This is a genomic window from Azospirillum picis (genome assembly GCF_017876115.1).
Taxonomy (GTDB): domain Bacteria; phylum Pseudomonadota; class Alphaproteobacteria; order Azospirillales; family Azospirillaceae; genus Azospirillum; species Azospirillum picis.
Window position 1 is genome coordinate 1 of the sequence record NZ_JAGINO010000048.1, and the last position, 11,909, is coordinate 11,909.

The window sequence follows — 11,909 nt, forward strand, 5'->3', positions numbered from 1 at the left end:
CGCTGACGGCGCCGTTGATGACGCCATTGGCGGCGACGGTGACGCTGCCGCCGGAGACGGTGACCGCCCCGCCGACACCACCGCCCTCGACCACCGCCATCCTGCCGCCTGACAAGACGGTAACCGGGGCGGCGACGATGCCGCCGACGGTGGCCGAGCCGCTGGTGATGCCGAGCGGACCGGTGATGGTGCCGCCGTTGCCGACCGTCAGGCTGCTGGCGCCGTCGACATCGAGGCGCCCGGAGACAACGCCGTCGACGCTGGCGCTGCTGGCGCCGGTCAGGGCCAGCGGGCCGGCGAGGGTGCCGGTGCGGCCGATGGCCAGATTGCCGCCGCTCTCGACGGCGACGCCGCCGCCGTTGGCGACGCTGCCGTTCAGAACGGCCGTCCCCGCACCCGTGATGGCAAGCCTGCCCGGGCCATTCACGTTGCCGGACAACGTCACGGAGGTGCCATTGGGCGCGATGGTGCCGCCGTTGCTGGCGGTGGTGACGGTCTGGGCCAGGGTGAGTGCTGCCGAGGGCTTCAGCAGGCCGCCGTCGAAGGTGACGGTGCTGGCCCGCACCGCGGCGGCGTCGTTGCCGAAGCTGGACTGGCTGGTGTCGATCACGCCCGTGACCGTCGGCGGCGACACGACCGGCGGCGATACGTCCGGCGGGGAGACGACCACTGGCGGCGACACCACCGGTGGTGAGACGACGACGGGCGGCGATACCGGTGGCGATACCGGCGGCGAGGCAGTAAGCGTCAGGATGCCTGAGCTGCCGCTGATGGTGAAGGTGGGGGTCAGGCTCGGGTCGCTGTCGGTGACCGAGGTGAAGCCGCCGGTGATGCTGCTGCCGTTGACGATGGTGTAGCTGTTGGTCGCGTAGCCGCTGCCGCTGGAAAGCACCGACAATGTACCGGCCAGGGTGACCGTCCCCGTGGCAGCCAGCTTGCTGGCGGTGGAGGGGGTGGTACGGATTTCCAGCGTCGAGCCGGACTGCTGTACGACATCGCCACTCACGGTGAGGGTGCCGGGCGCGGAGGAACCGCCTGGGGCGATGGTGCCGCCGTTGTAGACCGTCACGCCACCGGCGATCGTGCCCGTTCCGCCCAGCTTGGCGCCGCTTCTGACCCTCAGCCATCCGCTGTCGGTGAGCGTACCGTTCACCGAGAGGGTGCCGCTGTTGAGGGAAACATTCGTTGCGTCTACCGGACCGTCGAGGGTCCAGTCGGTGCCGTTCATGCTGAGCGCGCTGAAATTCGATATGGTGTTCGTGGCAGTCCCCGTGCCGTCGAGGACCAGGTTCGCGTGGCCGTCACCGTCGATGCTGCCGGTGATGGATGATCCGGTTTCCAGCTTCAGGACGCCGCCGCTGCTCGAACTGAAACTCACGGCGAACTGGCCGCTGGTCGCGACGATGGTGCCATAATTGGTCAGCGTGCCGGGGTTGAGCTGGACCCCGTTTATGCCCTCGATCCTGCCGTAGTTTACGATGGTTCCCTGTCTCATCGAAACGGCGAAGTCACCGCCGTTGCTCTTGAGTGTGCCGTAGTTCGTCAGCGCGGAGCTGCCCGACCCATCATTTTGATAGACGGCAGGACCCGACGTGCTCTGAATGTAGGCTGTCCTATTGCTGCTTGAGCCATTGACGATGGTTCCTGGGGAGGTCTCGACTCTGATGCCGTTTTGCGCGCCGAGGATCAGGCCCAGATTTTGGACGGAGCCGCCGGCATTCAAATGAATGCCCGCGTTTCCCGCCGACGTGATCGTCCCGGTATTGGTGACGGTGCCGCCAGCCTCCAAGTGGATGCCGGCCCATCCCACCGCGTTGATCGTTCCATTGTTGGTGATGACGCCGCTTTTCGAAAGGTAAATACCGGACGATGTCTTTGTAGACGCAAGGCCCGTTTCGACGATGAGTCCGTTGTTGGTGATTGACAGGCCAGTCACGGAAGTTGGGCCGCCGAAAATGCCGGGGGTCGAGGTCGTGGAGATCGTCACTCCAGAGCTGATCACCAGGTTCGTGTTTGAACGGCCAAGATTATAAGTACTTGCTTGGCTGGACGTGATCGTCTGGGCCGGCGCCGAGCCTGCCAGGGATGCCCCCAACGCTGCCGCTGGTGCCAATATCAACGACAGCCGACGGCCTGCCGCGCCGCTGCGCATGAGGGAGCCGCCTGGGAGGCCATTTGACGATCCGGGCCCGGCCGATCCCGGCGTCCGCCCGCTCATCGCAAGTTTATGGCTTGGCTTGCGGGGAGAGGGCTTGGTGCGCATGAATCTTCACCCAGGAGTTGATCGAAACGACGGCGCGTAAGGGGGCGCAGCCACCGGCAAGGTACCCAGGTGCTCGAAATTTTCAAGTAACATCAACTTCTTTTCTTGAGGCTGGTTTGGTTTACAACAAATTAACGATTTTAAGTTTTAGGGAAACGAACCGTATCCTCCGCTGCTGATGGTTCATTCTCGAAAAAATATAGGGTATTGTTTGATTCCAGTGAATGAATTTCATCAATTTATCGGGATTTCCCGCAGTGATTTTCAGGCCATGGTGAGGCTCGCTGGCTATTACGCTTAAAAGAGATAGCCTGGGGTTTTGGTATTTCATGGTAATGAAACATCTTGAAATAGAGTAATATTCAACAAGTCGACATCTTCGTTCGTAGGCCAGGCAAGGAGAGAGGCGAGGCGGCCCTCGGAGACGCTGGCCAGACCACCCCGCAGGCCGTCGGCAACGGCAGGGATTGCGAGAGCCCGACGGCGGAGCAAGCGACTCCTGCCGGCACCGCGTTCCGAGTGGACGGCCTGCCTTGCCCAGCACAGTCCTTCGCCGGTTCCGTCGCTTGCACCGGGAATGGCTTGCCTCTACCTTCCGTCACCGCGCCATGAACCTATCGGATGCGGGTCGCAATCGTAACCGGCGGTTTGCCGCTTCGCCTCAGGATTCGGGTTCCAGTCATGCCGGCCACGTCCGACGAACCTTGCCCGTGCGGAAGCGGGCTGCGCATGCGGCGTTGCTGTTCCCGCCCGGCAGGCGAACCATCGCCGCCGACCCCGCATTGGGTTCAGGCCGAAGCGGAACACGCCGTAGAGGCCATGCTGAGCGGCGATGCCGGCACCGCCCGCCGGCTCTGCCTGGAGATCCTGGAGGAGGCTCCCGATCACGTCGGTGCGCTGAGAGTCCTTGCCGGCCTGTCGCAAGCGGATGGTGCGGTCGATGTCGCGATCACGCTGCTCCGGCGCATCCAGCGCCTGATGCCGGACGACCTTGCCGTCAGCCAGGAGTTGGCCGGCCTGCTGCTGGGAGCCAAGCGGACGGCGGAGGCGGAGGCACAGGCGCGCAACGCCGTCCGGCTGGCTCCCGAAGCGCCGACTTCGCACAGCCTGCTGGCCATGGCACTGACGGACGGCCACCAGCCCCATGCCGGCGAGTTCCATTACCGGCAGGCTCTGGCATTGGCCGGGCCGGATGCCGTCACCCTGTCCAACCTTGCCTGGAACCTGAAGCTGCAGGGCCGGGTCGACGAGGCGCGGACGGTCTACCGCGAGGCAACCGCATTCGACCCGTCGATCCTGCTGACATGGCTGGGCTGGGCACTGACGGAGGAGGCGGGGCGGAACCTGGAGGAGGCCGCGCGCCTGGTGGCCCGCGTCAGGCGCCTCGATCCCGCTCATGACATCGGGACCATCGAGGCGACGCTGCTGGCGCGGCGCGGGGAGTGGGAGGCCGCCCTGGTCGCGCTGAGGGGTGCGGCGCAACGGCCGGGCGGCCCAGGGTCGGACGGCCTGCTGGAAACGGCGCGCGTCCTCGACCGGCTGGGCCGCCATGACGAGGCCTTCGCCGCGATGATGGAGGCGAAGGCACTGACCCGCCAAGCCGGCTATCACTATGCCGCGCAGGCGGCGGCGGAACTGACCACCCGCCTCGCCGGCTTCTTCACCGCGTCCCGCCTGCGGCTGCTGCCGCGACCGGAAACGGAGGCCGCGGGGCCTCAGCCGGTCTTCATCGTCGGCGCCCCTCGTTCGGGCACCACGCTGGTCGAGCAGATCCTGTCGGCCCATCCCGCGGTCGCCGCCGGCGACGAGTTGCCGGCGCTCGACCAGGTGGCCGCGATGGTTCCGCAGATGCTGGCAAGCCCCCTGGCCTACCCGGAAGCCCTGTCGGAGCTTTGGATGGGTGACCAGCGCGACGGGCTGACGCGCTTGCGCGACGAGTATCTGCGCCGCGCCCGCAGGCTGGTCACGATCGGCCCCGGCAACAGGCTTTTCACCGACAAGATGCCGTTCAACGAGCTTCATCTCGGGTTGACGGCCCTGATGTTCCCGACGGCGCCGGTGGTGCATGTCCTGCGCCATCCGCTGGACGTGGTCCTCTCGATGATGGCGCACAACCTGACGCACGGCTTCAACTGCGCCGGCGACCTGGAAACCGCCGCCCGGCATTGCCGTCGCATGCTGGAGCTCGTCGCGCATTACCGGCAGAACATGCTGTTGCGCTACCTGCCGCTGCGCTACGAGGACCTGGTCCAGGATTTCGAGCCGAACGTCCGCCGCCTGCTCGGCTTCGCCGGGCTGCGTTTCGACCGGCGCTGCCTGCGCTTCGACGAGAACCGGCGCTATGCCCGCACGGCGAGCTACGCGCAGGTTACCGAGCGGCTCTACAGCCGCTCCCTCTACCGCTACCGCGCCTACATGCGCCATCTGGAACCGGTCGTCCCCATCCTGGAGCCGGTGATCGACAGCCTCGGATACAGTGTCTGAACGGGGGATGGACGGACGCATGGGCAATCCTTTTCCCTATCCCGCCATCCCGGCCGCCGCCCCGGCAACCATCCCGGCGGATGGTGCGGACCGTCTCCGCGCACTTCTGGACGCGGCGGAGCAGGAGCTGATCGGCGGCACAGCCGGAACCGCCGAACTGCGGCTGTCCCGTGCGCTGGCGCTCGACCCGGCCAATCCACGGGCGCTTGGCCTGGCGGGGGGAGCCGCCCACCTCTCCGGGCGGTTCGACCGGGCGCTGCTGCGATTCGGATGGGCGGCCCGACTGGCCCCCGGCAACGCCGCCGCCCGAAACGGATTGTCCGAGGTCCTGCGACGGCAAGGGCGGCTGGACGAGGCGCTGCGCCATGGCCGGCTGGCCGCCGCGCTGGCGCCGGAGTGGCCCGACGCCCTCTACAATCTCGGCATCACCCATTACGAGCGGCAGGAGGTCGACAGCGCGATCCTCTGCGAACGTCGTGCCATCCGGCTGGCCCCATCGGCGCCGGGTCCGCATTTCGAGTTGGCCGAGGGGTTGCTGCTGTCCGGCCGGCTGGAGGAAGGCTGGCAGGAGTATGAGTGGCGATTCCGCCTGCCGGGTGTGCCGGCGCCGGTGCCGCCGGAATTGCTGGCGGCCGGCCGGCTGGCGCCGCGTCCGCAGTGGGACGGCCGGCCGCAGCCGGGACGGCTGCTGCTGGTCGCCGACCAGGGGTTCGGCGACGTCATCCAGTTTGCCCGCTACATACCGATGGCGGAACGGCTCTGCCCGGACCTCGTCGTCGCCGCCAGCCCGGAGATGATGCCGGTCCTGGGGCAACTGATCGACGATCGCCGGCTCCATCAGGAATGGGACCAGCTGCCGGAGTTCGACTGCTGGTGCCCGCTGTCCGGGTTGCCGCGGCTGTTCGGCACCGGCCTATCGACCATTCCGGCGGAAATCCCGTACCTCCATGCCGACGGGGAACTGGCCGCCTGGTGGAAGGAGCGACTGGACGGGGTGCTGCCCAAGGGGATGCGGCGCATCGGGCTGGCGTGGGCGGGACGCCCGTCGCACGGCAACGACCACAACCGCTCCATGCGGCTGCGCCGGCTGGCCGCGCTTTCCGAGATCGACGGGATTGCCCTGGTCTCGCTGCAACTGGGGCCGGCGCAGGCCGACATCGGACGGTATTTCGGCAGGGCGCCCCTCGCCAACCCGGGACCGGAGATTGCCGATTTCCACGACACCATGGCGATTCTCCAGGGGTTGGACGGGCTGGTCAGCGTCGACACCGCGGTCGCCCACCTTGCCGGGGCGATGGGGGTGCCGGTCTGGCTGCTGCTGCCTTACGCTCCGGACTGGCGATGGTTGCGCGGCCGCCCCGACAGCCCCTGGTATCCCACCTTCCGGCTGTTCCGCCAACCGGCGCCCGGCGACTGGCAAGGCGTGATCGGCCAAGTCGCGGCGGCGATCGCAGCCCTGGCCTCGACGTAGGGCGGACGTCAGGAACCTCCGGCGATCAGTCCGCGGTCCGCTCCGGCACGGCGCATGGCGGTCCTCAGCGCGTCCAGCAGGGTGGCGGCGCCGGGCGACAGCGGGCGCTCCCTCAGGCGGACGATGCCGTAGGGCTCGACGGCGAATGCCGTCCCGAAGGGAAGGACCGTGAAGGTGCCGGGTGCTCGCACGATGTCGCCGAGCGCGCTGGTCAGCACGGTGAGGCTTTCCGTGCGCGCCGCCATCGCCATCAGGAAGACGGGGGATGCGCTCTCCACCACCCGCCGCGGCTCCGGCAGGCCGGCGGCGCGGAACATGGCGTCGACCCGGTCGCGCAGCAGCGTGCCGCGCGGCGGCAGCGCCCATCGCGCGTCCAGCAGGTCGTCCAGCGCCACCGGCCGGCCGAGCCCGCACAGCGGATGGCCGTCGCGGACGATGAAGGACAGCGCCTCTTCCCCCACCTCCTCATACTCGAAGATCGAGGGATCCTGGGCCTTGGACGGGCGGGCCAGCGCGAAGTCGAGGCGGCCGTGCTGGACATGGTCGAGCAGGACGTCGCTGTTCTCGACCTCCACGCCGATCCGCAGGCGGGGATGGTCCCGCTGCACCCGGTCGATCGCCTCGGTGACGAACTCAACCGCCGGCGCGCTGACCGTGCCGACGACGACGCGGCCGCTGTGGCCGGCCTGCAGCGCGTTCAGCTCCTCGCCGACCTCCTTCAGCTCGGACAGGATCATCCGGGCGTGGCGGATCATCAGGGCGCCGTACCAGTTCGGCTCGACGCCGCGGGTATGGCGCTCGAACAGCATCACGCCCAGCGCATCCTCCAGGTCGCCCAGCAGCTTCGACGCCGCCGGCTGCGACAGGTTCAGGCTGGCCGCGGCGCGATGCAGGTTGCGGTGCTCGTCCAGTGCCAGGAAGAGCTGCATGTGCCGCAGCTTCAGGCGGGCACGCAGGAACCAGTCGGCGGGAAAGGGCTGTGCGGGCATGGGCATCGGTCGGGCATCGGTCGGCTGGTCTGGGATGGTCCGGTGACGGAGCCGCGCGATGATAGCGAACCGGCAGCGGGGTTTCGGAAAAAAGATCGGCGCACCCGCGCCGGAAGGCGGGTGCGCCGAACGTGCCGGAGCAGATCCGGGAACCGGTCATTCGGTCAGCAGCGCCGACCCCTTCATCTCTCCGCTTTCCGCGTCGTCCTCGCGGCGCAGGCCGTAGTTGCCGCAGGTCGCCGCCACCAGCAGGCCTGCCAGCACCAGCCCGCCGCCCAGCGCCATCAGGCCGGCGTTCGAGTTGCCCAGGCGGTCGGTCAGCCAGCCAAGCAGGTAGGGGCCGAAGAAGCCGCCCATGCTGCCCAACGAGTTGATCGCCGCGACGCCGGCGGCCACCGCGGCGCCGGTCAGCATCGAGCCGGGAAAGCTCCAGAAGATCGCCATCGCGGTCATGTAGCCGGCGACCGCCACGGTGATGAAGGCGACGGTCAGCACGACGCTGCCGGTGACGGTGGCGCTGAGGATCAGGCCGATGCCGCCCAGGATCGCCGCGATGGCGGTGTGCCAGCGCTTCTCGTTGGTGCGCTCGGCGTGGCGGGCGGTGGCGATCATCACCACCGCGGCGACCGCGTAGGGGATGGCGGTGATCAGGCCGACCTCCAGGTTCGAGCTGACGCCCGTGCTCTTGATGATCGAGGGCAGCCAGAAATTCACGCCGTAGGTGCCGACGACCAGCAGGAAATAGATGGCGACGAACAGCCACAGCACCGGCGTGCGGAACAGCCGGCCGAGGGGATAGTCGGATTTCTGCCGCTTCTCCTGCTCGAGGTTCGCCTTCAGCAGGGTCTTTTCGCGCGGGCTCAGCCATCTGGCGTCGTCGATGCCGTTGCTGAGCAGGGCCAGCACCAGGATGCCGAGCAGCACGGCGGGCGCCGCCTCGATCACGTACATCCATTGCCAGCCCTGGAAGCCGTGCACGCCGTGGAAGCGGTCCATCAGGAAGCCCGACAGGGGGCCGCCGACGATGAAGGACACCGGCTGGGCGGCCATCATCAGCGACATGATCCGGCCCTGGCGGTGCGACGGATACCAGTAATTGAAGTAGAGGATGATCCCGGGAAAGAATCCGGCCTCCGCCACGCCCAGCAGGAAGCGCAGGACGTAGAAGGTCATGGTGGAGTTCTCGAAGCCCAGGGCCGCGGCCATGCTGCTCATGAAGGCCATGGCGCCGGAGATGATGCCCCAGGTGATCATGATGCGGGCGATCCAGCGCCGTGCGCCGACGCGGTGCATGATCAGGTTGCTCGGCACCTCGAACAGCATGTAGCCGATGAAGAAGACGCCGGCGCCGAAGCCGTAGACCGTCTCGGACAGTCCGAGGTCGCTCAGCATCTGCAGCTTGGCGAAACCGACATTGACGCGGTCGATGTAGGCGACGAGGTAGCAGAGCGCCAGAAACGGCAGCAGCCGCAGCGTGACCTTCAGGTAGGTGCGTTCCTCGAACTCGGCGAGCGGCTCGCTCGGGCCGGACTTGGCCGTCGGCATCATGGCGTTAACCCCCAATCGGTGCGCTGTGCGGTTCGGTGCGACGGCTTCGCGGCCCGGCGTGGGGCAGGGCGGCACGGCATCGCTCGCAAGCGGATCATTGCGGGGGCAAGCTATGAAGCAGCCCAATAACTGTCTAATACGAAGTTTCGCCGAACTGATAACGGAATGGAATGACGACGATCGGTCCTTGCGCGAATTGCCTGGATTGCGCACCTGCGCGGCGCGCAGGGCCGTCCGCGGCACCAACGGCCGGCTGTCAATCCCGCCAGGGCACGACGCCCGGCGGCAGCCGGCGGCCGAGCAGGCCGAGCACCAGCATGGCGGCCAGCACCACGAGGATGGCGACCACGCCCAGCGCCGCCGCGAGCGTCGAACTGCCGCCTTCCTCCAGCGCGTAGACGACGACGCCAAGCGTCTCGTGTCCCTGCGACCACAGCAGGATCGACACGGTGAGTTCATTGAAGGCCGTCAGGAAGACCAGCAGGCCGCCCGCCGCCGCCGCGGGTGCCACCAGCGGCGCCACCACCGTCAGCAGGCGCCGCGCCGGTCCTGCGCCGAGCGCGCGGGCGGCCTCCTCCATCGCCGGGTCGAGGGCGGCGCAGGCCGCCTGGACCGGGCGCAAGGCCAGCGGCAGGAAACGGGCGAGGTAGGCGGCGAGGATGATCCACAGCGTGCCATAGAGGCCGATTCCCAATCCGGGCAGCGGCTTCAGGAACAGCAGGATGCAACCGATGCCGAGCAGGACGCCCGGGACCGCGTGGGGCAACTCGACCAGCACCCCGACGGCGCGGGCGAGGCGGCCGGCACCGCGCCCGGTGGCGTGGGCGAGCGGAATCGCCAGGAGTCCCAGCAGAAGCGCCGCGGCCCCCGACAGCAGGACCGAATTTGCGAAGGCCCGCCCGACCTGGTCCAGCGCCAGGATCTCCGCATAATGAGCGAGCGTCAGCGTGCCGGCACCGAGCGGCAGGCCATAGACGCGGACCAGGCTGGTCGCCAGCAGCGCGGCGAGCGGGGCGGCGACCATCAGCAGCAGCACCGTCCAGGCGACCGCCTCCACCGCGCCGCGGGCGCGGCCCAGGGGCAGGGGGGCCGGCGGAGGGCCGCCGCCGGGAAGGCGGGCGGCGATGCGGGCCTGCAGGGCCGCCTGCGTGGCGATGCCCAGGCAGGCGACGAGGCCGGTCACCGCGGCGAGCACGGCGACCTCCGGCAAGGCAGTCGGGCCGAACCCGGCGAGGCGGCGGTAGATCAGGGTCGGCAGCATCGGGATCCCGGCCGGCACGCCGAGCAGGGCCGGGACGCCGAAATTTCCCAGGGCGGCCACGAAGGCCATGGCGAGCCCCGCGGCCAGCCCGGGGAGGCAGAGCGGCAGGACGACGCCGCGCACCGCGCGCCAGGGGCCGGCGCCCGACGCCCGCGCCGCCTCCACGACATCGCCGGGAATCGCGCGCAGGGCGGCGCGCAGGGCAAGGAAGACCAGCGGTGCGTGCTCGATCCCCATCACCAGCGCCATGCCGCCGGCGGACTGCACCGGGTTGGGGGTGCCGACCGGCGGCGCCAGCCCCAGCGGCTTCAGCAGCGGGCTGCCGGAGCCGGCGAGGTGGGTCCAGGCCATCGCCACGATCTGCGGCGGGATCATCAGCGGCAGGATCAGGGCGAAGGTCATCGCCGCCCGGCCGCGCAGGTCGCTCAATCCGGCGAGCAGCGCGAAGGACCCGCCGAGAAGCCCGGATAGCAGCGTCGCGCCGGCTGCGACGGCGATGCTGTTGCCCGTCGCCCGCCAGGTCGCGGGCGGCGCCAGCACCCGGGACAGCACCGCCGGGTCGGCGGCCTCCCACAGCAGGCGCAGGACCGGCAGCAGCACGAGCAGGCCGACCAGCAGCGGCCAGCCGCCCAGGGCGAAGCGGGGCCGGGCCGGAACGGGTCGCGTGCGGTCGCAGGCCGTCAGCACCGCCATGCCGGTCAGCCGCCGAACAGGTCGGCGAAGGCGCGCTTGTTCGCGTCGTCCTCGGCCAGGGCCTTGGCCGGGTCGTAGGGCATCAGGGTGATGGTCGAGGGATCGGGAAAGCCCGCCGGCGGGGCGATGCCCGGCAGCGCCGGCAGGAAACCCTGGGCCGAGGCGAGCTGCTGGCCCTCGCGGCTCAGCAGGAAGTCGATGAACGCCCTGGCCGCGGCCGGGTTCCTGGCGGTGCTGAGCATCGCAACCGGCTCGCTGACCGCGCTGACGCCTTCCTTGGGGAAGACGAAGGCAACGGGGGCGCCCTTCAACTGCTCGCGGATCGGCAGGTAGTCGACGATCATGCCGTAGAGCCTGGTGCCGCCGGCCACGTCCTTCAGGATGCCGCCGTTGCCCTTGGCGGCGGCGGTACCGTTGCGTTGCAGCGCCTCGTAATAGGCCATGCCGAGCGACGGCTCGGCCTTGACGGCGGCCATGTGGATGGCGGCGGCGCCGGAGTAGAGCGGGCTCGGCATCACCGTGGTGCCCTTCGCCTCCGGCTTCAGCAGGTCCTGCCAGGAGGCCGGCTTCATCGGGGCGGCGGTGTTGTAGACGATGCCGGTGGTGATCAGCTTGGTGGCGAACCAGAAGCCCTGCGGGTCGTGGGTGCCGGGGCGGTAGCCGGCGACCGGCGCCTGCGGGTAGGCCGTCAGCCGCTTCTCGGCCTTCAGCGACTCCATGGTCACCGCGTCGGCGATCAGCAGCAGGTCGGGCTGCGGCGCGCCGGCGGCGAACTCCGCCCGCAGCTTGTTCATCAGCTCGGTGGTGCCGTTGCGCACCCATTCCACCTCGACGCCGGGGTTCTTCGCCTTGAAGGCCTCGACCGTCTGGCGGGCGTCGGGTTCGAGCTGCGAGGTGTAGAGCACCAGCTTGCCGGCAACCGGCTCGGCAACCGGCTCGGCGGCCTGTGTGGCGGCCGGTCCGAAGGCCAGGGCCAGAACCGTGGCCAGGGTGGCGAGGAACGCCTTCATCTCTGTCGTCTCCGTCGGGGAGGGAAGGTCCCTGTCATACGGCAAGCCGGTGACAGCCATGTGACAGGAGGACCTGACCGAAGGCACGGTGCCGGGCTAGTACTACAGCCGGCTTTTATCGATTTGTATGCGTCGTTTCCAATGCGATTGCTTTGCTCGCTGTTGATGATGTCTTCGCCAAAGTGACCAA

Annotated in this window: 7 protein-coding genes; 2 read left to right on the forward strand and 5 right to left on the reverse strand. The window is 68.9% G+C overall.

From position 1 onward, the window contains the following. Positions 1 to 1,987 (reverse strand): beta strand repeat-containing protein (locus J2850_RS31295; RefSeq protein ID WP_425514142.1); only part of this gene is annotated, 1,987 nt, incomplete at its 3' end. A 1,095-nt stretch (positions 1,988 to 3,082) separates the two neighbouring features. On the opposite strand from J2850_RS31295, the gene J2850_RS31300 reads away from it, so the two are divergent. Together J2850_RS31300 and J2850_RS31305 are read left to right on the forward strand one after the other, a co-directional pair. Further along, positions 3,083 to 4,747 carry a tetratricopeptide repeat-containing sulfotransferase family protein gene (locus tag J2850_RS31300; protein ID WP_246513788.1) on the forward strand — a complete coding sequence of 555 codons (1,665 nt, stop codon included), beginning with the start codon at positions 3,083 to 3,085 and terminating at the stop codon, positions 4,745 to 4,747. A gap of 19 nt (positions 4,748 to 4,766) precedes the next feature. Beyond that, entirely contained in the window at positions 4,767 to 6,218 is a 1,452-nt protein-coding gene (locus J2850_RS31305) for a tetratricopeptide repeat protein (protein WP_209991323.1), read from the forward strand. 8 nt (positions 6,219 to 6,226) lie between these two features. Here the strand turns inward: J2850_RS31305 and J2850_RS31310 are convergent, their stop codons facing one another. The 4 genes from J2850_RS31310 to J2850_RS31325 all read right to left on the reverse strand — a co-directional run bounded on the left by J2850_RS31310 (position 6,227) and on the right by J2850_RS31325 (position 11,719). Further along, the gene (locus J2850_RS31310; protein ID WP_246513789.1) at positions 6,227 to 7,213 is read right to left on the reverse strand and encodes a LysR substrate-binding domain-containing protein; all 987 of its coding nucleotides are present in this window, start codon (positions 7,211 to 7,213) and stop codon (positions 6,227 to 6,229) included. 150 nt (positions 7,214 to 7,363) lie between these two features. After that, positions 7,364 to 8,755, reverse strand: coding sequence for an MFS transporter (locus tag J2850_RS31315; RefSeq protein ID WP_209991324.1), 1,392 nt, complete (start codon positions 8,753 to 8,755; stop codon positions 7,364 to 7,366). A gap of 256 nt (positions 8,756 to 9,011) precedes the next feature. Further along, complete coding sequence (locus J2850_RS31320) at positions 9,012 to 10,709, reverse strand: ABC transporter permease (RefSeq protein WP_209991326.1); 1,698 nt, start codon at positions 10,707 to 10,709, stop codon at positions 9,012 to 9,014. A gap of 5 nt (positions 10,710 to 10,714) precedes the next feature. Further along, on the reverse strand, positions 10,715 to 11,719 hold the full coding sequence (locus J2850_RS31325) for an ABC transporter substrate-binding protein (RefSeq protein ID WP_209991328.1): 1,005 nt from the start codon (positions 11,717 to 11,719) through the stop codon (positions 10,715 to 10,717). Positions 11,720 to 11,909 lie beyond the last annotated feature (190 nt).

What these genes read in the sequence shown, in the direction of transcription:
- J2850_RS31300 (WP_246513788.1), top strand. Translation starts at nt 3,083, where the DNA reads ATGCTGAGCGGCGATGCCGGCACCGCCCGCCGGCTCTGCCTGGAGATC.
- J2850_RS31305 (WP_209991323.1), top strand. Translation starts at nt 4,767, where the DNA reads ATGGGCAATCCTTTTCCCTATCCCGCCATCCCGGCCGCCGCCCCGGCA.
- J2850_RS31310 (WP_246513789.1), bottom strand. Translation starts at nt 7,213, where the DNA reads ATGCCCATGCCCGCACAGCCCTTTCCCGCCGACTGGTTCCTGCGTGCC.
- J2850_RS31315 (WP_209991324.1), bottom strand. Translation starts at nt 8,755, where the DNA reads ATGATGCCGACGGCCAAGTCCGGCCCGAGCGAGCCGCTCGCCGAGTTC.
- J2850_RS31320 (WP_209991326.1), bottom strand. Translation starts at nt 10,709, where the DNA reads ATGGCGGTGCTGACGGCCTGCGACCGCACGCGACCCGTTCCGGCCCGG.
- J2850_RS31325 (WP_209991328.1), bottom strand. Translation starts at nt 11,719, where the DNA reads ATGAAGGCGTTCCTCGCCACCCTGGCCACGGTTCTGGCCCTGGCCTTC.